Source organism: Sinorhizobium arboris LMG 14919 (assembly GCF_000427465.1).
Taxonomy (GTDB): Bacteria; Pseudomonadota; Alphaproteobacteria; order Rhizobiales; family Rhizobiaceae; genus Sinorhizobium; species Sinorhizobium arboris.
Genome location: NZ_ATYB01000014.1, coordinates 1,379,961 through 1,401,903, shown reverse-complemented (window position 1 = coordinate 1,401,903; position 21,943 = coordinate 1,379,961). Strand labels below are relative to the sequence as shown.

Sequence of the window (21,943 nt, the reverse complement as noted above, 5' to 3'; positions counted from 1 at the left end):
AGCCGCCGCGAGGACGGCGAAAAATCTGGCTTTCGGAATCCGGTTTCTGCTATAAGATCGGTTCGGTTGTTCGGACGGTTCCGGTGCTTTCGCTCCGGAGGCCGTTTTCTTTTGCGCTGGCGCTGCCGAAAGGCGGCGCCGCGTGCTTGATGAAGGATGATGAAATGGTCGACAAGGTGCCGATGACACAGGGTGGATTCGTCAATCTGCAGGAGGAGCTGCGCTGGCGCCAGCAGGAAGAACGCCCGCGTATCATCGAAGCGATCGCCGAGGCCCGCGCCCATGGCGACTTGTCGGAGAACGCCGAATATCATGCAGCCAAGGAAGCGCAGAGCCACAACGAGGGACGGATCTCCGAACTCGAGGACCTGATCGCCCGCGCGGAAGTCATCGACCTTTCGAAAATGTCCGGATCGAAGATCAAGTTCGGCGCCCGGGTGAAGCTGGTCGACGAGGATACGGAAGAAGAAAAGACCTACCAGATCGTCGGCGACCAGGAAGCCGACGTCAAACAGGGACGCATTTCCATCTCCTCTCCGATCGCCCGCGCGCTGATCGGCAAGGAGGTCGGCGACTCGATCGAAGTCAATGCTCCCGGCGGTTCCAAGGCCTATGAAATTCTCGCCGTTCAGTGGGGCTGACCTATCTTTCGGTGCGCGCGCCCGTGCCGCCGCACCCCTCCTCCCTTGAATGATTGTCGCAGGCGCGAGGAGAGCGCACAGGTGGCCGATATCCGCGACGTCGAAGTGATCGCACCCAATTTCAAGCAGCGTCTGTCCGGCGTTACCTCGACGATCATCCAGCTGGTACCCGTGCAACGTGCCCTGGGGCAGAAGATCGCGGTCCTCGGACCGGGACTTCCCAACACCTTGCCGTCGGTCCGCTTTCGCGATCTGATCCATCTCTGGAAGAGGCCCGGCGGTCGGCCGTGCCGCGTCTGGCACGCACGCCGCAACGTCGAAATGCTCCCGGCCATTCTGCTGCGCGACCTGCTCCGCATGAAGATCCGGATCGTTTTTACCTCCGCCTCGCAGCGCCGCCATACCGGATGGAGCAAGTTCCTCATCCGCCGGATGGACGCGGTAATCGCCACCAGCGGCAGAACGGCCGCCTATCTCGAAGTGCCGAATACCGTCATCCTGCATGGGATCGATACGACGCGCTTTCAGCCGCCGTCCGACAAGGCGCAGGCAAAAAAGGCGCTCGGCCTCGATCCTGCAAAGAAATTCGTCGGATGCTTCGGGCGCGTGCGGCATCAGAAAGGGACCGACCTCTTCGTCGACAGCATGATCGCCCTCCTGCCCTCCCGGCCGGACTGGGGGGCAATCGTTGCCGGGCGCGCCACCGGTCCCCACCTCGCCTTCGAAACCGGGCTGAAGGAGCGCGTCGCCAAGGCGGGGCTCGCAGATCGTATCCTGTTCGTGGGCGAGCACACGAATATTCCCGACTGGTACCGCGCCCTCGATCTCTTCATCGCACCGCAGCGCTGGGAAGGCTTCGGCCTCACGCCGCTCGAAGCCATGGCGACCGGGGTCCCCGTCGTGGCGACCGATGTCGGCGCGTTTTCGGAACTCGTAAGCGGCGGTTCCGAGGAGACGGGCCTCATCATTGCGGCCGACGACCTCAGGGCGATGGTCGACGCGGCAGCCGCCTTCATGGACGACCTGCCGCGGCTTGCCGCCGCCGGCGCCAACGGTCTTGCGCGGACCGCCAAAGACTTCGCCATCGAGCAGGAAGCCCGCGCGATAGGAGCCGTTTACGAGGGCCTGATGCGCTGAGTCCCGGCTACGCCTTCGAGGAAAACAGCTGCAGATAGGCGTCAGTGATCGCTTCCCTGGAAAACTGGCGGATAAGCGTCTCGTGTCCGCGCTCGGCAAGGCGCGTGCTTAGGGAATTGTCGGCCACGATCTGCTCGATGGCGCGGGCGAAACCTTCGGCATCGCCGATATCGACCATCAGACCGTTTTCGCCGTCGCGCATGAACCATAGCGGCCCCTCGGAACGGGTGGATACGACTGGCGTTCCCTGGGCCCATGACTCGAGAATGACGTTGCCGAGCGGTTCGTGGCTGGACGACATCACGAAGACATCGGCCGCAGCCAGAAAAGGCTTCGTGTCTTCCTGCCAGCCGGCAAAGCGAATGCGGCCGGAAACGCCGAGACCCGTCGCGAGCTTGTGCAGATTGTCACTCTCCTCTCCATCGCCAAGCAGCCAAAGATAGACCCCTGGCAGTCTGGCGACCGATTCGATCAGCGTGTGAAACCCTTTTCGCTCGACGAAGCGGCCCATGGACATCACCACGGGCGCATCGGCTGGCGTATCGAGCATTGCCCGGTCTACCGCCTCGACACGCCCGGTGCCGGTGAAATTGGAGATGACCCTTAACTCCCGTTTCCAGCCGAGATCTCGAACGCGCTCGGCAATGCCCGGCGTGTTGCACACGATGCAGTCCGTGTTTCTGAAATAACTGAGGCGCGTCGGATAATCGCCAAGGCGTGAGATCTTGAATGCGCCTTTGTAGTCCGGCATCAGCTCGCTCGCCCGCGGCGCCCAGGCCATCAGGACATCCGGCCTTTCGCGCCGAGCCATGTGCTTCACCTTCCACGGCAGCAGGATGCGATCGAGCGAGAGATTGCGAAAATGGCTTTCCCGGATCTTCGCGGCGCGGTCGATGTCACGCCGCCAGCCGCGTCCGGGGCGGATGATCGCCGTCTGCTCGACGCCGCGTTCCGCAAGCGCATTGACCAGGTGCACGAAGAAGCGCTCGGCGCCGCCGTCCTTGCCGAAATGAAAGTGAGTGACTTTCATCGCTTTGCTACACCTCTATCGAACAGATCGAGATAAGCGTCGGTGATCGCTTTTTCGGAGAAGCGAGTGCGCAAGGTTTCGCGGCCGCCGGCACTCAGCCTCTCGCGAAGCGCCGGATCGTCGCGCAACCGGCGAATGGCGCCCGCAAGACCCACGTCGTCGCCGCAATCGACCATTAGAGCGTCGCTCTCATGCGTCATCACCCAGGACGGACCTTCCGCGCGCGAGGCTATCGTGGGCTTTCCGGCGCCCCAGCCCTCGAAGCAGACATTGCCGAGAGGCTCGTGCGACGAGTTGATGACGAAGGCGTCGCCGGCGGAGAGAAAACCATAGGCGTTCGTCTGCCATCCGGTGAAGCGGACGCGATCGCGAAGCCCGAGTTCGTCGGTCAGCTGCTCGAGCTGCTCTCGTTCCGGACCATCCCCGACAAGCCAGAGATAGGTATTCTCCACCTCCTTCACGGCGCGGATGAGCCCTGCGAAACCCTTGCGTTTGACGAAGCGGCCCATGCCGACCACGACGAAGGCGTCCGCCGGTGTCTGCAGATCGGCCCGCGCCACGGGCGGTGCAGGCTTTGCGCGGGTGAAGTTCGCAATCACCTCGATATCGCGCTTCCAGCCAAGCTCACGAACCTTGGCAGCCATATCCGGTGTGATGCAGACGAGCGTCTCGACATTCGTATAGTAGCCGAGATGTTCGGGATAATCCCCCAGCCGGGAAATGCGAAACGCCTCGGCATGAGCTGGCATGAACCGGCTCGCCCGCAATTGCCAGGCCATTATGACGTCAGGTTTGAACTCGCGAAGGACCCGGTTCATCTTCCATTTCAGGAGAAACCGCGAAAGCGAGATGCGCCGAAAGACTCCTTCGTAGATCGTTGCACTGTTCTCCAGGTCCTTGCGCCAACTGCGGCCCGGCCGGATGAGTGCCCGCTGTTCGACGCCCCTTTCATGCAGCGCATTGACGAGATTGACGAAGAAGCGCTCCGCGCCGCCCTCCGTGCCGAAGTGAATATGCATCACCTTCATGCCGACCCCCCTGGCCGATCAGTGCGAAAGCGCATCATCCACACTCGGGCGCGCCTTTAGCGCGTGCCGCTGGTAGATCTTCGCCGCCGTCAGGAAGGCATAGACCGCACCGGTCATGGCCTCAATGAAGCCGGACAGGCCGCAGCGCCAGAGACCGTTGCGAAAATAGAGCCTGAGAAAGTAGATCGGCGGGGTGAAGATGAGCTTGTAGAAGCGCGGCCGTTTTCCGGATTCGACCTGCTGGTCGGCTTTCAGCGTGGAATATTTGTTTTCCTTTAGGATCTGCTCGTCCATGACCAGTGGGCGAAAATGAAGGAGACTGCCGGTACGAGCATTGCCGACTTCTCCCTCGGGCACGATGCCTTCATGGACTTTCTGGCTGAGGTCGTAACGCCCCTTGCCACGCCGGATCAGCCGCAAATTCCGCCGCTCGCGGACGTTTTCCGGGGTATAACCATAGCCGATCAGGTAAGGACGACGGGCCACCCGCCAGCCGACGACGTCTTGCGACGCCGCGAGCAGTTCAGGCAGCAGTTCCCGCAGCGCCTTGTCCAGTCTCTCATCCGCATCGATGTTGAAACACCAGGGCTGGCTGCACTGCTCGAGCGCGAACTGCTTTTGCCCGGCATAGCCACGCCACGGCTCGTACATGAAACGGATGGGCCAGCCCGCGTCGATATAGGATTGCACCAAAGCAGCGGTGCCGTCCGTCGATCCGGAATCGACGATCACGATTTCGGCGCACCGTTCGAGGCTCTCGATGCACGTGCCGAGATAGGCCTCCTCGTTCAAGCAGATGATGAAGGCTGAAAGCGGAAGCCTGGGATTCATGCGGGCGTCCCGCGTCGAGGAAATGCGCAGGGGCCCTCGCTTTCGTCCTGGAAATTGCTCAATTCGTTCGGTCCGCGAGGGGTTTGATTGCTGTGCGCAGCGGCCATGCCGCCCTGCACTTCAGATTTCTACCTGGCATGCGTCCTTCACTTGACGGATCGTCAGCATCGTCCGCACCGTGTCGACGTTCTCGGTGGCGGTCAGCTCCTCAATAACGAAATCCTGAAAGCTCGCAAGGTTTTCAGCCACGCACTGCAGCAGAAAGTCCGACTCCCCGGACACCATCCAGGCTTCGCGAACAAGCGGCCACGAGGCGGTGCGGGCGGCAAACGCCTTCAGATTGGCATCGGACTGGTGCTTCAGGCCGACCATGCAGAAGGCGACGAGATCGTATCCCAAAGCCGAAGCATTCAGAAGCGCGCGATAACCTCTGATGACGCCGGTCTCCTCGAGCTTGCGCACCCGGCGCAGGCAGGGAGGAGCCGAGATTCCCACTCTCTCGGCCAATTCCACATTCGTGATCCGGCCGTTGTCCTGCAGTTCGCGCAGTATCTTCATATCGATGGCATCGAGCTCGACGCGTACGACCATTGCCCAAATCCCCAATCTGTCGGCCCCGCGGGAAAGGCCTGACTTTATCCGCCGATCAACTGCGCCACAGGCAGACACGGTAGCGCCGATCCTTCCACGCCGGGAGGCGCCTGGCGGCGGCCTTCGGGCGCTGTCTCGGCACTTGGGTAGCACGTAACCGAATGCCGACACGAGAGCACTTGCGATTGGATGCACAAAAACCTTGTGCATCCAATGCGCTGCTGCATTTTATGGCGCGCAGCGGGTCAAAACCGATGCAAATATGCCCGATCTGGTGTCAAATCGACGCGGAGGACGCAACCACTTGTGTGTATCAGGGCGCGCGCCCTTGAAAGTGCCCGCTGTGAATACCTAAAGTAAGGCAAGATTTGCATTATCGGATTGCACCGGACGAACACTCCCGGCTCTTTCCGGCGGACGAAGGACAAACGCATGACTGCGCGCCACACGAAAGTGCTGATTATCGGTTCCGGACCTGCTGGCTATACCGCCGCCATCTACACGGCCCGCGCCATGCTTTCGCCGGTGCTCATCGCCGGAATGGAACAGGGCGGCCAGCTGATGATCACCACGGACGTGGAGAATTATCCCGGCTATGCCGATCCGGTCCAGGGTCCGTGGATGATGGAACAGATGCTCAAGCAGGCGATCCATGTCGGCACCGAAATCGTCAACGATCTCGTGACCGATGTCGATCTCTCCGTGCGTCCTTTCCGCATCAAAACGGATAGCGGCACGGATTGGACGGCGGACGCATTGATAATCGCTACCGGCGCCAAGGCGAAATGGCTCGGCATCGAAACCGAGCCGACCTTCATGGGATTCGGCGTTTCCGCCTGCGCCACCTGCGACGGGTTCTTCTACCGCAACAAGGACGTCATCGTCGTCGGCGGCGGCAACTCCGCGGTGGAGGAAGCGCTCTATCTCTCCAACCTGGCGAAGACCGTTACTGTCGTTCACCGCCGGGACGCCTTTCGCGCCGAAAAAATCCTGCAGGAGCGCCTTTTCGCGAAGCCGAACGTCAAGATCGTGTGGGATCATGAGGTCCTGGAATATCTCGGGACGCCCGCGAAGCCGCCGATGCCGGCCTCGGTCAACGGCGTGAAACTGCGCAATACCAAGACCGGGGAGACTTCTGAAATGGCCATCGACGGCGTGTTCGTCGCGATAGGCCATGCGCCCGCGGTCGAGCTCTTCAAGGGCAAACTTCGCCAAAAGCCGAATGGATATCTCTGGACTGCGCCGGATTCGACCGCAACTGATGTCCCTGGCGTTTTCGCCGCCGGCGACGTGACCGACGACATCTATCGCCAGGCAGTTACTGCCGCCGGCATGGGGTGCATGGCGGCGCTCGAAGCGGAGAAATACCTGGCGGGTCATATGCCCGTCGCAATTGCAGCCGAATAGAAGCTGCGAATCAGGGCCACGCCGGGATCGGGGGCGCTGGCTCTGTGTGGGAACAGATGCATCGGTCGTCTCCGGAGAAAAGTGACAGGCTTCTCCGGCTGAGCCTTTATGGGGGACTCTATGTCGCTGGATTGGGACAAACTGCGCATTTTCCATGCGGCGGCCGAGGCTGGCTCATTCACGCACGCGGCAGACAAACTTCATCTTTCGCAATCGGCGATCAGCCGCCAGGTCAGTTCGCTCGAACAGGATGTGGGCATCAAGCTCTTCCATCGGCACGCGCGCGGCCTGATCCTGACCGAACAGGGCGAAATGCTCTATCGCACGGCGCACGACGTGCTGATGAAGCTCGAAAGCGTCAAGGCGCAGCTGAGCGAGACGACGGACAAGCCAAGCGGCAAATTGCGGATTACGACCACGGTCGGCCTCGGTCAGGGCTGGCTGACCGACAAGATCCAGGAGTTCATGTCGCTGTATCCGGAGATCCAGGTGCAGCTCATTCTCGACAACGAGGAGCTGGACGTGAACATGCGTCATGCGGACTGCGCCATAAGGCTGCGGCAACCGCAACAGTCGGATCTGATACAGCGCAAGCTCTTCACCGTGCACATGCATGTTTATGCCGCGCCGTCCTACATCAACAAATACGGCGAGCCGCAATCGCTTGACGATCTCGACAATCACCGGATCATTACCTTCGGCGAGCCGGCACCCAACTACCTGCTCGATGTGAACTGGCTGGAGATTGCCGGACGCGATTCCGACAATCCGCGCATATCTCATCTGCAAATCAACAGCCAGACCTCGATCAAGCGGGCCTGCCTGCTCGGCATTGGCATCGCCATGCTTCCGGACTACATCGTCGGCCGGGACCCGGGTCTCATCCAACTCCCGATCAGCGCGGACATACCGTCCTTCGATACTTATTTCTGCTATCCGGACGAACTGAAGAATGCGGCGAAGCTGAAAGTCTTCCGCGATTACATCGTCGCCAAAGCGAGAAACTGGAACTTCTGACCGAGTGATCAATTGCCCGAGAATCGGGCAATTGCCGGAATTCTCGGTAACCTGCTGTTATTAAACTCTCTTTTTGCGAAACGACCCAGGCCGCTCGCGGCGCACTACTGTTGTGCGCCGCAAAAATGGGCAGGGATGCGCAAACGGCATGGCTGTCATGCATATTAAATGATTGCCGGCAGCTCAAAAAAACAGCATACCACACACAGCTGATGCATCTTTGGTGGCTTCTCCTCCCAGTGCCACCGCAGCAGCTGTTCCCCTCTGGAGGTTTTAATTACCTTCACAACTACAAGGGCCCAAGTTTTCTTGCGGCCCTCTTTTTTTGCCTGAGGGAACCCTACAGCCCTCAGTTGCGAAAATCTTGGGAACGGCTATTGAAAGCGGACGCGGACGTCCCCATATCATTTTCAGCTGGTGCATATGGCGGCTTTCTCCTCCCCAGCCGCTGCGCCAGCTGTTCCCCTCTGGAGGTTTCAAACCTTCACAACTGAAAGGGCCCAAGTTTCTTGTGGCCCTCTTTTTTTTGCAATCTCGCATCCATTGCCCACAGCATTCGCGGCTCGCGCGTTCTCGGCCCCGCGCGTTCACGGCGTTGTGACTCGCTATATCGAATTTTATCGATATATATATCGATGAAACAAAATACGCCGAAATTCGATGGATAGAGACGAAATTCTGAAAGCACTGGCGCATCCGACGCGCATGGAGATCCTGACCTGGCTGAAGGAGCCGGAGGCTCATTTCTCCGGCCAGGAGCATCCGCTCGACATGGGCGTCTGTGCCGGACAGTTCGAGAGATGCGGCCTCTCGCAGTCGACGGTTTCGTCTCATCTTGCCGTGCTGCAGCGCGCCGGTCTGGTGACTACCCGTCGCGTCGGCCAATGGGTTTTCTATCGCCGCAACGAGGAAACCATCGCAGCGTTTCTGAAAACTATCGGCGACCTCTGATTACTCCCCACCTCCCCCCGAGTCTCAACCCGCAACGGAAAGGATAATCCATGGCATCTCTTTTCGACCCGATCGCGATCGGCGACATCAGTCTCAGCAACCGAGTGGTGATGGCACCTCTGACGCGGAACCGTTCCCCCCGGGCTGTGCCCAACGATCTCAACGTCGCCTATTACGAGCAGCGCGCATCCGCCGGCCTGCTGATCACCGAGGCGACGGCGATAAGCCACCAAGGCCAAGGCTATGCCGACGTGCCGGGCCTCTACAAACCCGAGGCCCTCGTCGGTTGGCGCAAGGTCACGGATGCGGTTCACAAAGCCGGCGGCAAGATCGTCGTGCAGATGTGGCATGTAGGGCGGATATCGCATGAGTCGCTCCAGCCGCAGGGCGGCAAGCCGGTCGCCCCGTCGGCTATCCGCGCCAAATCGAAAACCTATCTCATCAATCCCGATGGAACCGGGAGCTTTGCGGAAACCTCCGAACCGCGGGCGCTCGAGCTGGCGGAGATCGCCGGCATTGTCGAGGATTATCGCAAAGCCGCGCGCGCGGCGGTCGAAGCCGGCTTCGACGGCGTCGAGATCCATGCTGCCAATGGCTATCTGATCGATCAGTTCCTGCGTTCCGGCTCCAATGAACGCACGGACGCCTACGGCGGCTCGATCGAGAACCGCGCCCGCTTTCTCTTCGAGGTCGTCGACGCCGTTACCAGCGAGGTCGGCGCCGGCCGGGTCGGTATCCGCATCTCTCCCGTTACACCTGCCAACGATGCGTTCGATCCGGACCCGCAGCCGCTCTTCACCTATGTGGTCGAGGGCCTGGCCCGCTACGCGCTCGCTTACGTGCATGTCATCGAAGGCGCCACGGGCGGCGCGCGCGACCACCAGCAGGGTGACCGGCCCTTCGACTACGCTGGTCTTCGTGCCGCTTACGCAGCCGCCGGCGGCAAGGCGGCCTGGATGACGAACAACGGATACGATCGCGATCTGGCGCTGAAGGCCGTCGAAAGCGGCGAAGCCGATCTGGTTGCTTTCGGCAAACCCTTCATCGCCAATCCGGATCTTGTGCGCAGGTTGAGAGACGACGTGCCCCTGAATGCGCCGGATCAGGCCACCTTCTATGGCGGCGGCGCCAAGGGCTATACGGATTATCCGTCGCTCGATAACGTCGCCTGAAATCGATACACAGCAAAGAGCCCCCCGCTCCATGCGCGGGGGCTCTTGGCGCGGCGAATCGATTATTCTGTCCCGATGTTCACGTCCTTCATTAATGAGTGGGCCCTCGATCCTGCGGGCGAACCGATCCTCACGCGGACGAGCCGGCTGCTGCCCGTTCGCTGGCGCGGCCTGCCGGCAATGCTCAAGGTGGCCGACGAGCCGGAGGAAAGATCCGGCGGGCAGTTGATGCAATGGTGGGACGGCCAGGGCGCAGCCCAGGTTTACGCCGCGGCCGATAACGCTATCCTTCTCGAACGGTCGGAGAGCCGGCGATCGCTTTTTCACATGGCGATGACCGGCAGCGACGACGACGCTACCCGGATCATCTGCCGCGCCGTTGCCATGCTGCACGGACCAAGGCCCTCCCCGCCAGCGGGTCTCGCACCACTCGAGCACTGGTTCCGGGCGTTGGACCCTGCAGCCCGCGTCCACGGCGGCATCCTCAGGACCTGTGCAGACGCTGCCCGACATCTCCTATCCACGCCCGATGTCCCGGTCATCCTGCATGGAGACATTCACCACGGCAACATCCTCGACTTCGATAACCGGGGCTGGCTGGCCATAGATCCCAAGGGCCTTCATGGCGAGCGCGGCTTCGACTACGCCAATATCTTCTGCAATCCGGACCTTCCCGCCGTAACCGCTCCAGGGCGTCTAACGAGGCAGCTTGCGATCGTCGCTCATAAGTCGCGGCTGGAGCCGAAGAGGCTCCTACAGTGGATCATTGCCTATGCCGGCCTGTCCGCGGCCTGGTTTCTCGGCGACGGCGAAAGCCCGGAAAGCACATTTGCAGTGGCCGAGATTGCCGCCGCAGAGCTGAACGGCTAGAGCAATTCCAGAAAGGTGAGCAACGGCCTTCCGTCCGGAGTCGCGGAAACAAAGGGGGCGGAGAAAAGCGGAAAGCTTCCGGCGGCATCAGGGCTGTTGAGTTGAAGGGGGGCCGATATGAAAATCAGGGACGCGGTTGAATCCGATCTTCCGGCGATATGCGCCATCTACAATCACGCTGTAGCGAATACGACGGCGATCTGGAACGAGACCCTTGTCGACGTTGCCAATCGGGCAACCTGGCTTAAGGCACGCAACGCTGCCGGCTTCCCGGTGCTTGCCGCCCTTTCCGATGCCGGCGAGGTCGTCGGCTATGCCTCCTTTGGCGAGTGGCGCGCTTTCGATGGCTACCGCCACACGGTCGAGCACTCGGTCTATGTGAGGGAGGACCAACGCGGAGCGGGAATAGGCCGGGCGCTGATGCTCGAGCTCGTCAACCGGGCCGAGGGGCTTGGCAAGCACGTGATGATCGCGGGAATAGAGTCAGAGAACCTGCCGTCGATCCGTCTCCATGAACAGCTGGGGTTTCAGCAGACCGGTCATATGAAGGAGGTCGGCACGAAATTCGGCCGCTGGCTCGACCTCACCTTCATGCAACTGATCCTGCGCACCGGTTCTCCAGACTGATACCGCGCATCGCCGATTTCTCGCCCGCGTCGAAGATGTTATCTATATGCACTCGTTCGTCGCTGAGGGCCGCATGACCGAGCAGAAAAAGGCGAGCACAGGTCGCATCTGGAGCACCCGAAAGCAACGTCCGGCGCGCCTTGTCGCGGCCGCACTGGCCGCTGTCGCATGTTTCGTATCCATTCATTCCGGGGCCGCGGAGGCTCGCGCCGACGCGCCGGTTCCGCCGCGGAAATGCCTCTATTCGGGAGTGTCAACAGAGAATCCTTTCCTTCGTCTCTGCATCACCCCCGACAATTTTGCCCGTGATGTCTGCGGCATCATCGAACACTACGCCAAGGCGAACGACCTGCCGGCCGACTTTTTCGCCCGCCTGATCTGGCGCGAAAGCCTTTTCCAACCCGACGCAATCAGCCCCAAAGGCGCAGAGGGCATTGCCCAGTTCATGCCGACGACCGCAAAGCTTCGCGGTCTGTCGAACAGTTTCGACGCGGTGGCGGCGCTCGGCAAATCGGCCGAGTATCTGAGCGAACTGAAGGCGCGTTACGGCAATCTGGGATTTGCGGCGGCGGCCTATAATGCCGGCGAAGCCGGGCTGGAGCGCTTCCTGGAAAAAGACCGGTTACCCTATGAAACGCGAGATTACGTGCTGGCGATCACCGCTCATTCCGTGGAAGACTGGCGCGACAACCCACCGAAGTCGCTCAATATCGAACTCGACAAGGACAAGAGTTTCCTGGACGGCTGCGTCGCGCTCGCCAATACCCGGCGCCTGCGCGAAGTGGTTATCGCCGATGAAGCGGCCTGGGCACCCTGGGGCGTTCAGCTTTCGGCCCATTACCAGAAATCCGTGGCCCAGCGGCTGTTCCTGAATGCCGTGAAAAGACTGCCTTCTCCGATCAACAGCGAAAAGGCGGTTCTCGTGCGGGAGCGCAATGCCAGCTTCGGGACCAGGCGCCGTTACGCCGCCCGCATCGGCCGGGAGACGCGCGCCGAAGCCGATCAGCTTTGCGCCGCCATACGAAAGAGCGGCGGCGCCTGTGTCGTTTTCAAGAACTGACGGAGCCGCTCCCCAGCGCCTCGCCACGATGCTCGGCGGGGAAATGGTCGACCGTTTCACTGTGAAGGCAATCTAGGGACGCAAGCGTCGCTGCAACGGCGTCGTCGATCGGTGTTTGCGGCTCCTCCCCGAGCAGCGCGATCAGGCGATCGTTGCGCATTTCGAGCGGTTTGCGCCAGAGATAGCGCATCTCCCTGAGTTCCCGAAAGAACGGGACGAAGGGAGACGCCAGCGTGACCAGCCACCACGGAAAGGTCCGAACCCTGAGGTGCGGCCCGCCCGCTGCACGTCTGATCGCGGCGATCATCCTGGTACCATCACCGTCGAAGAATCCGCGCATATGGTAGACGGCGAAGAGCGGGAGGGCCTCCGCGCGCTCCATCAGGCGTATCATCGTCTCCGCCATGTCCGGCAAATAGGCCCATTGGTGCCCGACCCCTTTCGCGCCGGGATAAGTGACCGTCGTCAGCGGCTTTCCGGGCTTCACCAGCCCTTGAGAGAACCAGTTATTGGCAGCATTCGGCCCGAAGAAATCCCCTGCCCTGAGTATGATGACGCCGGTGCCTTCCTCAGAGGCCGCTTTCAGCCGGGCCTCCATTTCCTTGCGGATCGCCCCCTTTTTCGTCAGGGGCCGCTGCGGTGAATCCTCGCGAAGAATTGGAAAAGCGTCAGGACCGAAGTTATATATCGTTCCCGGCAGGACGATGCGGGCGGCGACCTGCCGGGCTGCCGCTATGGTGTTGTCGAGCATCGGCAGCACCAGACGTTCCCAATCACGGTAACCGGGCGGGTTGACCGCATGAACGATGAACTCCACTCCTTCTGCCGCGGCACGAACATCCGCCGCGTTCATCGCATCGCCTTGAATCCACTCGAAGGCCGGCACTTTTGCGGATACCTTCGCGGTGTTGCGGTTCAGTGCCCGGACTCTCCACCCACGCGCATTCAGGCTTTGCGCCACGGCGCCACCGATTCCGCCTGTCGCACCCAGCACCAGGACCGTTGCTCTATGATTTTTCGTCGCGCTCATCATTCTCTCCATCGCTTGACGAACGGAGCATCGCCTGGAATAGAGCTAAACGGAATTGTCTAAATAGGTCTTGCCGCTATACTTAAATGCATGAACCTCATTGAACCGAGCTGGGATTTCTACCGCACCTTTCTAATGGTGCTGCGCGAGGGCTCGCTGTCGGCCGCGGCGCGCGAACTCGGCCTGACCCAGCCGACGGTCGGCCGGCACATAGACGCCTTGGAGACGTCGGTGGGCTTTCCGCTCTTCACGCGATCGCCGCACGGACTGATGCCGACCGACGCCGCGCTGGAGTTGCGGCCCTATGCCGAGACAATGGCGGCGACAGCTGCAGCCCTGCTGCGCACCGCCTCCGGACAACACGGTGCGATGGGCGGAACGGTTCGTATCAGCGCCAGTGAGGTCATCGGAATTGAAGTCCTGCCCCCGATCCTTGCAGAATTGCATGGGGAGTACCCGGAACTTTCCATCGAACTTTCTGCATCGGATGTCGTCGAAGACTTGCTTCGCCAGGAGGCGGACATCGCTGTGCGCATGGTCGCGCCAGCACAGGAGGCACTGGTTGCACGCCATATCGGCGCGGTTCCGCTCGGCTTCCATGCGCATCGCTCCTATCTGGAGCGCCGTGGGATGCCGCAGACCCTCGAGGACCTCTCCCGACACAGCGTGATAGGCTATGACCGGGAAACGCCGGCGATCCGCTCTATCATAGGAAGGACACCGGACTTGCCCACCGGGCGCTTCGCTTTCAAAGCCGATAGCAACCTTGCCCAACTCGCGGCGATCCGCGCCGGTTTCGGCATCGGCATTTGCCAAAACGCGCTTGCCGCCCGCGACCCGGATCTCAAGCGCGTGCTGGCGGATGTCTTTGAACTAAAACTCGAGACATGGCTCGTCATGCACGAAAATCTCCGTGCGACGCCACGTTGCCGCGTGGTTTTCGATGCGCTTGCGCGCGGGCTTCTCGACTACCTGCGCCAATAAATCCAATCAGTTCCGCAAAAAAGAACCGCCGCTGGATAGCGGCGGGCCTAAAATTATTCTGCGGTCAATCACTCGTCCGGTGTCGACGAGGCCTCCGGCGGCATCTCAGGCTCGGCCATGACGCCTTCGGCGCCTACGGCTTCGATCTCCTCGTCGCCATCCGGCTCGCTGATCCGCTCGACCGAGACGACCTTCTCGTCCTTGGCGGTCGAGAAAATGGTCACGCCCTTGGTGGCGCGGCTCGCCAGGCGAATGCCTCCCACCGGCACGCGGATAAGCTGACCTCCATCGGAAACGAGCATGATCTGATCGTTGTTATCGATCGGGAAGGCGGCGACGAGTTCGCCGATTTCCGCGGTCTTCGAGGTATCGGTGGCGCGAATGCCCTTGCCGCCACGGCCGGAGGTTCGGAAATCATAGGATGAGGAACGCTTGCCGAAGCCCTTCACCGAGACCGTCAGGATGAACTGCTCGCGTGCCTTCAGTTCCTCGTAGCGCTCGTTGGAGAGTTCGCCGCCATTGGTGACCTCCTCACCGACAAGCACGATTTCCTCCTCTTCACCGGTAACGGCGCGACGCTCTGCGGCCGATCGCTTCAGATAGGCGGCACGCTCCCACGGTTCGGCTTCGACGTGAGCGACAATCGCCATGGAGATGATCCGGTCGCCGTCGCCGAGCGAAATGCCCCGAACGCCGATCGAGTTGCGGCCCGCAAAGACGCGCACGTCGGCGACGGGGAAACGGATGCACTGGCCGAGTGCTGTCGTTAGCACCACGTCGTCGAATTCGGTGCAGGTGTCGACCGAGAGGATCTCGTCGCCTTCTTCCTCGAGCTTCATCGCGATCTTGCCGTTGCGGTTGACCTGGACGAAGTCGGAGAGCTTGTTGCGGCGCACCGTGCCGCGGGTCGTCGAGAACATGACGTCGAGGTTTTCCCAGGTCGCCTCGTCCTCGGGCAGCGGCATGATCGTGGTGATTCGTTCGCCGGGTTCCAGCGGCAGCATGTTTATCAGCGCCTTGCCGCGCGATTGCGGCGTGCCGATCGGAAGCCGCCAGACCTTCTCCTTGTAGACGATGCCGCGCGAGGAGAAGAACAGAACCGGCGTATGCGTATTGGCAACGAACAGCCGGGTAACGAAATCCTCGTCGCGGGTGGCCATCCCCGAGCGGCCCTTGCCGCCGCGGCGCTGCGCCCGATAGGTCGTCAGCGGCACACGCTTGATGTAGCCGAGATGGGACACGGTCACGACCATATCTTCCCGCGCGATCAGGTCCTCGTCGTCCATGTCCGGACCGCCTTCGGCGATCTCGGTGCGGCGCGGCGTGCCGAATTCGTCGCGGACCGCGGTGAGCTCGTCCTTGACGATCTTCATGATGCGGAGCCGGGATGAGAGGATATCGAGGTAATCCTTGATTTCCTCGCCGATCTTGTTGAGTTCGTCGCCGATCTCGTCGCGGCCGAGTGCGGTCAGACGCTGCAGCCGCAGGTCAAGGATCGCACGCGCCTGCTCCTCCGACAGGTTGTACGTAGCGTCGTCATTGATCCGGTGGCGCGGATCGTCGATCAGGCGAATGAGCGCCTCGACGTCGTGTGCCGGCCAGCGGCGCTCCATCAGCTGTTCGCGCGCGGTCTGCGGATCGGGCGCCTGGCGGATGAGCTTGATCACCTCGTCGATATTTGCGACGGCGATGGCGAGGCCGACCAACACATGCGCCCGCTCGCGCGCCTTACGCAGCAGGTATTTGGTGCGCCGGCTGACGACTTCCTCACGGAAGGAGACAAAGGCGCGCAGCATGTCGAGCAAAGTCATCTGCTCCGGCTTGCCGCCGTTCAGCGCCACCATGTTGCAGCCGAAGGACGTCTGCAAAGGCGTGTAGCGGTAAAGCTGGTTCAGGATGACTTCGGCATTGGCGTCGCGCTTCAGTTCGATGACGACGCGATAGCCCTGGCGGTCGGATTCGTCGCGGAGGTCGGAGATGCCCTCGATCCGCTTGTCGCGGACGAGTTCGGCCATCTTTTCGATCATCGTCGCCTTGTTCACCTGATAGGGAATCTCGGTGATGATGATCTGTTCGCGATCGCCGCGCATCGGCTCGACATGGGCCCGGCCGCGCATGATGACCGAGCCGCGGCCGGTCTCATAAGCCTGACGGATGCCCGAACGGCCGAGGATCAGCGCCCCGGTCGGAAAATCCGGCCCCGGGATGATCTGCATCAACTCCGGAAGCTCGATCGCCGGATTATCGATCAGCGCTATACAGCCGTCGACCACCTCGCCAAGGTTGTGCGGCGGGATATTGGTCGCCATGCCGACGGCGATGCCGCCTGCACCGTTGACGAGCAGGTTCGGGAATTTTGCCGGCACGACGACGGGCTCATGCAAGGTGCCGTCGTAGTTGTCGCGAAAATCCACCGTTTCCTTGTCGAGGTCGTCGAGCAGCGAATGCGCTGCCTTCTGCAGCCGGCATTCGGTATAACGCTCCGCCGCGGGCGGATCGCCGTCGACGGAGCCGAAATTGCCCTGGCCGTCGATCAGCGGCAACCGCAGCGACCAATCCTGCGCCATGCGTGCGAGCGCATCGTAGATCGCCATATTACCGTGCGGATGGTATTTACCCATCACGTCACCGGTGACGCGGGCGCATTTTACATATTTCTTGTTCCAGTCGATGCCGAGCTCGCTCATTCCGTAGAGGATGCGGCGGTGAACGGGTTTGAGACCGTCGCGCACATCTGGAAGCGCACGCGACACGATCACGCTCATGGCGTAATCGAGATACGACCGCTGCATTTCCTCGATGATGGAAATCGGCTCGATGCCTGGCGGATTTTTTCCGCCGCCGGGAGTGCTTTGCTCAGTCAATGGTGATCACGATCTTTGTTCAGAATCAATCGGTTTTTTATAGCCGAATGCGGCTCGGAGCGCCAATTTTCGGCCGGTGTTTTGAACAGTCTTTTGCCGCCGGAACAGGCTTTTCTAGGGCAATGAAAGAAGCTCGCAAAGAAAGCTGCGCGCCTCGGGGATGGCGCTGGTTTAAGCCATTGCGCTGGACTTGGCTACCCGCTCTTTCCAAGGGCGCATCGCTTGCCTAACAATGCGGGCCAAACCACCGGGAACAGCCGGGTGGAAATCCGGAAGGGACACGAATGTTCGATGTCGATCTCTTGGTCAATGCGCTGACGACGCTGCTCGTCACGCTTGATCCGCCCGGCCTTGCGCCGATCTTCCTGAGCCTCACCGTCGGCTTGACCCGACAGCAACGCTTCCAGGTCGCGACCCGCGGCTCGCTCATCGCTTTCTTCATCCTCGCCGCCTTTGCTCTTTTCGGCGACGGCATTCTCGGCCTCCTCGGCATCTCCATCGGCGCCTTCCGGATCGCCGGCGGCATGCTGCTCTTCTGGATCGCCTTCGAGATGATCTTCGAGAAGCGCCAGGAGCGAAAGGAGAAGGCCGGGGAGACGGCGATCACGAAGGACCACCTTCACAACATTGCGGTCTTTCCGCTCGCACTGCCCTTGATCGCCGGGCCGGGGGCGATTTCTGCAACCATCCTTCTCGGCAGCTCCTTTCCCTCGGCGATAGAACGGGCGCAACTCATCGTCGTCATCGCCGCATCGATGGCGATCCTGTTCCTGGCGCTGGTGATCGCCGAGCGTATCGACCGGTTCCTGGGCGTCACCGGTCGGGCGATTCTCACCCGCCTCCTCGGCGTCATCCTTGCGGCGCTCGCCGTGCAATTCGTCGTGGACGGCGTGCGCTCGGCGTTTCAAATCTGAACGCACAACGAAAACGGCCCGCAACGAGCGGGCCGAACGGATCTCGGACTGGCTGGCACGATCGATCAGAACGGAATGTCGTCGTCGAGATCACGCGAGAAATTGCCGCCCTGGTTCGATTGACCGCCGGACCGGCCGCCCGAGGACTGCCGCGACTGGTCGTATTCCTCGTAGCCGCCGCCACCGCCGTACTCGCTGCCGCCGCGGCCTGCGCCGCCGCCCTCGCCTCCGCGGCCGTCAAGCATCGTCAGGGTCGAGTTGAAGCCCTGGAGGACGACCTCGGTCGAATAGCGGTCATTGCCATTCTGGTCCTGCCATTTGCGCGTCTGCAGCTGGCCTTCGATGTAGAGCTTGGCGCCCTTCTTCACATATTGTTCGACGACCTTGCAGAGGCCCTCGTTGAAGACGACGACCGTATGCCATTCCGTCTTTTCGCGGCGCTCGCCCGAATTGCGGTCGCGCCAAGTCTCGGACGTGGCAATTCTGAGATTGGCGATCGGCCGGCCGTCCTGTGTGCGCCGGATTTCCGGGTCGGCACCGACGTTTCCGATCAAGATCACCTTGTTGACGCTACCAGCCATGTCGCTTTTCCCGTTTCTGCCGCCGGACCGCTCGCCCGGCTCTCCAATATATCATGAGCGAACACCTTAGCGGCCCGCCGCCGCCGATACGCCCCGTACCGCGCATAATCCACAACTGATTTGGTGGGGATATGGCTGACTTTGTTCTTTCTTTGTTCTAATATTTCCGTACTATCCTGTCAACCGAATCGCAATTGAACCGCCTCTTTTGCCGATTGCGCCTCGACATGGGCGCGGCCGTCATTACATAGGGTGCTTTCAATCGACATTCAAAGCTGGCCTTCCGATGAGCGAACTCAAGACCATCTCCATTCGCGGCGCTCGCGAGCACAATCTCAAGGGCATCGACCTTGACCTGCCGCGTAACAAGCTGATCGTGATGACCGGCCTTTCGGGCTCCGGGAAATCCTCGCTTGCCTTCGACACGATCTACGCAGAGGGCCAGCGCCGCTATGTCGAGAGCCTCTCGGCCTACGCCCGCCAGTTCCTCGAGATGATGCAGAAGCCCGACGTCGATCAGATCGACGGGCTCTCGCCCGCAATCTCCATCGAGCAGAAGACCACGTCGCGCAATCCGCGTTCGACCGTCGGAACCGTTACGGAGATCTACGATTATCTGCGCCTTCTCTTCGCGCGCGTCGGCGTGCCTTACTCGCCCGCGACCGGCCTGCCGATCGAAAGCCAGACCGTCAGTCAGATGGTCGACCGGGTGCTGGAATTCGGGGAAGGCACGCGCCTCTACATTCTGGCCCCGCTCGTGCGCGGGCGCAAGGGCGAGTACAAGAAGGAACTCGCCGAGCTGATGAAGAAGGGCTTCCAGCGCGTAAAGGTCGACGGCCAGTTCTACGAGATTGCCGACGTGCCGGCGCTCGACAAGAAATACAAGCACGACATCGACGTGGTCGTCGACCGTGTCGTGGTACGGCCCGATATCGGAACCCGCCTCGCCGACAGTATCGAGACCTGCCTCACGCTGGCCGACGGCTTGGCGATTGCCGAATTCGCCGACCGGCCTCTGCCCCCGGAAGAGACGTCGGCCGGCGGCTCGGCCAACAAGTCGCTGAACGAAACGCATGAACGGGTGCTGTTTTCGGAAAAGTTCGCCTGTCCCGTCTCGGGCTTCACCATTTCGGAGATCGAGCCGCGGCTTTTCTCCTTCAACAATCCCTTCGGGGCCTGCACGACCTGCGACGGCCTCGGCAGCCAGCAGAAGATCGACGAGGCGCTGATCGTCCCGGAGCCGAACCGCGCGCTTCGGGACGGTGCCATTGCGCCCTGGGCGAAATCCACGTCTCCCTACTACAATCAGACGCTCGACGCCCTGGGCAAGGTTTTCGGCTTCAACCTCGGCAGCCGCTGGAGCGAGCTTTCCGCGGAAGCACGGGAAGCGATTCTCCACGGCACGAAAGACAAGATCGCCTTCCACTATCAGGACGGCGCCCGGTCCTACAACACGACGAAGACGTTCGAGGGCATCGTGCCGAATCTCGAACGCCGCTGGAAAGAGACTGACAGCGCCTGGGCCCGCGAGGAGATCGAGCGCTATATGTCCGCAGCGCCCTGCCCTGCCTGCGCCGGTTACCGGCTGAAGCCGGAAGCGCTTGCCGTCAAAATCGATGCACTGCATATCGGCGAAGTCTCCGACATGTCGATCCGCGCCGCGCGGGACTGGTTCGAGGTCTTGCCTGGGCATCTCAGCACGAAGCAGAACGAGATCGCCGTGCGCATCCTGAAGGAGATCCGCGAGCGCCTGCGCTTCCTGAACGACGTCGGCCTCGAATATCTGAGCCTTTCGCGCAATTCCGGAACGCTTTCGGGCGGCGAAAGTCAGCGTATCCGGCTTGCATCGCAGATCGGCTCCGGCCTGACGGGTGTTCTCTATGTCCTCGACGAGCCCTCGATCGGCCTGCACCAACGCGACAATGCCCGCCTCTTGGATACGCTGAGGCATCTGCGCGACATCGGCAACACGGTCATTGTCGTCGAGCACGATGAAGATGCGATCCTGACGGCGGATTATGTCGTCGACATCGGTCCGGCGGCCGGCATTCACGGCGGCCAGATCGTCGCCGAAGGCTCTCCGTCCGATATCATGTCCAATCCGAACTCGCTGACGGGCAAATATCTCTCCGGCGAGCTTTCCGTCGCCGTGCCCGGCGAACGGCGAAAGCCTAAAAAGAAGAAGGAAGTCACCGTCGTAGGCGCTCGGGCCAACAATCTGAAGAATGTGACCGCCTCGATCCCGCTCGGGGTCTTCACCGCCGTCACCGGCGTGTCGGGCGGAGGCAAATCCACCTTCCTGATCGAGACGCTCTACAAGGCCGCCGCCCGCCGCATCATGGGCGCGCGCGAAAACCCGGCCGAGCACGACCGTATCGACGGTTTCGAGCATATCGACAAGGTGATCGACATCGACCAGTCGCCGATCGGGCGCACGCCGCGCTCCAACCCGGCGACCTATACGGGCGCCTTCACGCCGATTCGCGACTGGTTCGCCGGGTTGCCGGAGGCAAAGGCGCGCGGCTACCAGCCGGGCCGCTTCTCCTTCAACGTCAAGGGCGGCCGCTGCGAGGCCTGCCAGGGCGACGGCGTCATCAAGATCGAGATGCACTTCCTTCCGGATGTCTACGTTACCTGCGACGTCTGCCACGGCAAGCGTTACAATCGCGAGACGCTGGACGTCCACTTCAAGGGCAAATCCATCGCCGACGTGCTCGACATGACGGTGGAGGAAGGCGTCGAATTCTTCGCGGCCGTTCCGGCGGTGCGCGACAAGCTGGTGACATTGAACCAGGTGGGCCTCGGCTATATCAAGATCGGCCAGCAGGCAAATACGCTTTCGGGCGGCGAGGCCCAACGCGTGAAGCTGGCAAAAGAGCTGTCAAAACGTTCCACGGGACGCACGCTCTACATTCTGGACGAGCCGACAACAGGATTGCATTTCCACGATGTAGCCAAGCTTCTTGAAGTTCTGCATGAGCTCGTCAGCCAGGGCAACTCCGTAGTGGTCATCGAGCACAATCTCGAAGTCATCAAGACGGCCGACTGGATCATCGATTTTGGCCCGGAAGGCGGCGACGGCGGCGGCGAGGTCATCGCGCAGGGCACTCCTGAAGAGGTCGTGAACGAGCCGCGTTCCTATACCGGGCAGTTCCTGAAGGAACTTCTGGAGCGCCGGCCGGTAAAGAAGGTGGTGGCGGCGGAGTGA

General features: G+C 61.4%; 19 protein-coding genes. 12 read left to right on the top strand and 7 right to left on the bottom strand.

Translation table 11 applies throughout. From position 1 onward, the window contains the following. Positions 1-164: 164 nt before the first annotated feature. Both greA and SINAR_RS0117890 read left to right on the top strand, forming a co-directional pair. The gene (gene greA / locus SINAR_RS0117895; protein WP_003529568.1) at positions 165-641 is read left to right on the top strand and encodes a transcription elongation factor GreA; all 477 of its coding nucleotides are present in this window, start codon (positions 165-167) and stop codon (positions 639-641) included. A gap of 81 nt (positions 642-722) precedes the next feature. After that, a complete protein-coding gene (locus SINAR_RS0117890) occupies positions 723-1,778 on the top strand; it encodes a glycosyltransferase family 4 protein (protein ID WP_028000353.1) in 1,056 nt (351 codons plus the stop codon). A 7-nt stretch (positions 1,779-1,785) separates the two neighbouring features. On the opposite strand, the gene SINAR_RS0117885 is transcribed toward SINAR_RS0117890, so the two are convergent. From SINAR_RS0117885 to SINAR_RS0117870, 4 genes are all read right to left on the bottom strand, one after another. Next, positions 1,786-2,808 carry a glycosyltransferase gene (locus tag SINAR_RS0117885; RefSeq protein ID WP_028000352.1) on the bottom strand — a complete coding sequence of 341 codons (1,023 nt, stop codon included), beginning with the start codon at positions 2,806-2,808 and terminating at the stop codon, positions 1,786-1,788. Beyond that, entirely contained in the window at positions 2,805-3,836 is a 1,032-nt protein-coding gene (locus SINAR_RS0117880; protein WP_028000351.1) for a glycosyltransferase, read from the bottom strand. Before SINAR_RS0117880 ends, SINAR_RS0117885 begins: the two co-directional genes overlap by 4 nt. A gap of 18 nt (positions 3,837-3,854) precedes the next feature. After that, entirely contained in the window at positions 3,855-4,667 is an 813-nt protein-coding gene (locus SINAR_RS0117875; RefSeq protein WP_028000350.1) for a glycosyltransferase family 2 protein, read from the bottom strand. A gap of 120 nt (positions 4,668-4,787) precedes the next feature. Further along, positions 4,788-5,258, bottom strand: a complete 471-nt coding sequence (locus tag SINAR_RS0117870) for an Lrp/AsnC family transcriptional regulator (RefSeq protein WP_028000349.1) — start codon at positions 5,256-5,258, stop codon at positions 4,788-4,790. A 432-nt stretch (positions 5,259-5,690) separates the two neighbouring features. On the opposite strand from SINAR_RS0117870, the gene trxB reads away from it, so the two are divergent. The 7 genes from trxB (at position 5,691) to SINAR_RS0117835 (ending at position 12,362) form a co-directional block, all read left to right on the top strand. After that, positions 5,691-6,665 carry a thioredoxin-disulfide reductase gene (gene trxB / locus SINAR_RS0117865; protein WP_028000348.1) on the top strand — a complete coding sequence of 325 codons (975 nt, stop codon included), beginning with the start codon at positions 5,691-5,693 and terminating at the stop codon, positions 6,663-6,665. A gap of 120 nt (positions 6,666-6,785) precedes the next feature. Then, positions 6,786-7,682 (top strand): LysR family transcriptional regulator VtlR, encoded by an 897-nt coding sequence (locus tag SINAR_RS0117860; RefSeq protein ID WP_003529555.1) that lies wholly within the window; start codon positions 6,786-6,788, stop codon positions 7,680-7,682. 660 nt (positions 7,683-8,342) lie between these two features. Continuing rightward, a complete protein-coding gene (locus tag SINAR_RS0117855) occupies positions 8,343-8,633 on the top strand; it encodes an ArsR/SmtB family transcription factor (RefSeq protein ID WP_028000347.1) in 291 nt (96 codons plus the stop codon). 50 nt (positions 8,634-8,683) lie between these two features. After that, on the top strand, positions 8,684-9,805 hold the full coding sequence (locus SINAR_RS0117850; protein ID WP_028000346.1) for an alkene reductase: 1,122 nt from the start codon (positions 8,684-8,686) through the stop codon (positions 9,803-9,805). 75 nt (positions 9,806-9,880) lie between these two features. After that, positions 9,881-10,675, top strand: coding sequence for an aminoglycoside phosphotransferase family protein (locus tag SINAR_RS0117845; RefSeq protein WP_028000345.1), 795 nt, complete (start codon positions 9,881-9,883; stop codon positions 10,673-10,675). Positions 10,676-10,792: 117 nt separating this feature from the next. Continuing rightward, positions 10,793-11,302: a GNAT family N-acetyltransferase gene (locus SINAR_RS0117840; protein WP_028000344.1), complete on the top strand. Its 510-nt coding sequence runs from the start codon at positions 10,793-10,795 to the stop codon at positions 11,300-11,302. 46 nt (positions 11,303-11,348) lie between these two features. After that, entirely contained in the window at positions 11,349-12,362 is a 1,014-nt protein-coding gene (locus tag SINAR_RS0117835; protein ID WP_028000343.1) for a transglycosylase SLT domain-containing protein, read from the top strand. On the opposite strand, the gene SINAR_RS0117830 is transcribed toward SINAR_RS0117835, so the two are convergent. Next, on the bottom strand, positions 12,352-13,392 hold the full coding sequence (locus SINAR_RS0117830; protein ID WP_033057491.1) for an NAD-dependent epimerase/dehydratase family protein: 1,041 nt from the start codon (positions 13,390-13,392) through the stop codon (positions 12,352-12,354). The two genes, SINAR_RS0117835 and SINAR_RS0117830, sit on opposite strands and share 11 nt — an antisense overlap. 90 nt (positions 13,393-13,482) lie before the next feature. Here SINAR_RS0117830 and SINAR_RS0117825 point away from each other — a divergent pair, with 90 nt between their 5' ends. Then, positions 13,483-14,376, top strand: coding sequence for a LysR family transcriptional regulator (locus SINAR_RS0117825; protein WP_028000341.1), 894 nt, complete (start codon positions 13,483-13,485; stop codon positions 14,374-14,376). Positions 14,377-14,444: 68 nt separating this feature from the next. On the opposite strand, the gene gyrA is transcribed toward SINAR_RS0117825, so the two are convergent. Continuing rightward, positions 14,445-17,240, bottom strand: a complete 2,796-nt coding sequence (gene gyrA, locus SINAR_RS0117820; protein ID WP_028000340.1) for a DNA gyrase subunit A — start codon at positions 17,238-17,240, stop codon at positions 14,445-14,447. A gap of 284 nt (positions 17,241-17,524) precedes the next feature. Between gyrA and SINAR_RS0117815 the strand changes: the two genes are divergently transcribed. Beyond that, a complete protein-coding gene (locus tag SINAR_RS0117815) occupies positions 17,525-18,154 on the top strand; it encodes a MarC family protein (RefSeq protein WP_028000339.1) in 630 nt (209 codons plus the stop codon). Between the two features lie 65 nt (positions 18,155-18,219). Here the strand turns inward: SINAR_RS0117815 and SINAR_RS0117810 are convergent, their stop codons facing one another. Then, the gene (locus SINAR_RS0117810) at positions 18,220-18,735 is read right to left on the bottom strand and encodes a single-stranded DNA-binding protein (protein ID WP_028000338.1); all 516 of its coding nucleotides are present in this window, start codon (positions 18,733-18,735) and stop codon (positions 18,220-18,222) included. Between the two features lie 286 nt (positions 18,736-19,021). Here SINAR_RS0117810 and uvrA point away from each other — a divergent pair, with 286 nt between their 5' ends. Then, the gene (uvrA, locus tag SINAR_RS0117805; RefSeq protein WP_028000337.1) at positions 19,022-21,943 is read left to right on the top strand and encodes an excinuclease ABC subunit UvrA; all 2,922 of its coding nucleotides are present in this window, start codon (positions 19,022-19,024) and stop codon (positions 21,941-21,943) included.

What these genes read in the sequence shown, in the direction of transcription:
- SINAR_RS0117815 (WP_028000339.1), top strand. Translation starts at nt 17,525, where the DNA reads ATGTTCGATGTCGATCTCTTGGTCAATGCGCTGACGACGCTGCTCGTC.
- uvrA (WP_028000337.1), top strand. Translation starts at nt 19,022, where the DNA reads ATGAGCGAACTCAAGACCATCTCCATTCGCGGCGCTCGCGAGCACAAT.
- SINAR_RS0117875 (WP_028000350.1), bottom strand. Translation starts at nt 4,667, where the DNA reads ATGAATCCCAGGCTTCCGCTTTCAGCCTTCATCATCTGCTTGAACGAG.
- SINAR_RS0117855 (WP_028000347.1), top strand. Translation starts at nt 8,343, where the DNA reads ATGGATAGAGACGAAATTCTGAAAGCACTGGCGCATCCGACGCGCATG.
- SINAR_RS0117810 (WP_028000338.1), bottom strand. Translation starts at nt 18,735, where the DNA reads ATGGCTGGTAGCGTCAACAAGGTGATCTTGATCGGAAACGTCGGTGCC.
- SINAR_RS0117850 (WP_028000346.1), top strand. Translation starts at nt 8,684, where the DNA reads ATGGCATCTCTTTTCGACCCGATCGCGATCGGCGACATCAGTCTCAGC.
- SINAR_RS0117830 (WP_033057491.1), bottom strand. Translation starts at nt 13,392, where the DNA reads ATGAGCGCGACGAAAAATCATAGAGCAACGGTCCTGGTGCTGGGTGCG.
- trxB (WP_028000348.1), top strand. Translation starts at nt 5,691, where the DNA reads ATGACTGCGCGCCACACGAAAGTGCTGATTATCGGTTCCGGACCTGCT.
- SINAR_RS0117845 (WP_028000345.1), top strand. Translation starts at nt 9,881, where the DNA reads ATGTTCACGTCCTTCATTAATGAGTGGGCCCTCGATCCTGCGGGCGAA.
- SINAR_RS0117885 (WP_028000352.1), bottom strand. Translation starts at nt 2,808, where the DNA reads ATGAAAGTCACTCACTTTCATTTCGGCAAGGACGGCGGCGCCGAGCGC.
- greA (WP_003529568.1), top strand. Translation starts at nt 165, where the DNA reads ATGGTCGACAAGGTGCCGATGACACAGGGTGGATTCGTCAATCTGCAG.
- SINAR_RS0117860 (WP_003529555.1), top strand. Translation starts at nt 6,786, where the DNA reads ATGTCGCTGGATTGGGACAAACTGCGCATTTTCCATGCGGCGGCCGAG.
- SINAR_RS0117835 (WP_028000343.1), top strand. Translation starts at nt 11,349, where the DNA reads ATGCACTCGTTCGTCGCTGAGGGCCGCATGACCGAGCAGAAAAAGGCG.
- SINAR_RS0117870 (WP_028000349.1), bottom strand. Translation starts at nt 5,258, where the DNA reads ATGGTCGTACGCGTCGAGCTCGATGCCATCGATATGAAGATACTGCGC.
- SINAR_RS0117880 (WP_028000351.1), bottom strand. Translation starts at nt 3,836, where the DNA reads ATGAAGGTGATGCATATTCACTTCGGCACGGAGGGCGGCGCGGAGCGC.
- SINAR_RS0117825 (WP_028000341.1), top strand. Translation starts at nt 13,483, where the DNA reads ATGAACCTCATTGAACCGAGCTGGGATTTCTACCGCACCTTTCTAATG.
- SINAR_RS0117840 (WP_028000344.1), top strand. Translation starts at nt 10,793, where the DNA reads ATGAAAATCAGGGACGCGGTTGAATCCGATCTTCCGGCGATATGCGCC.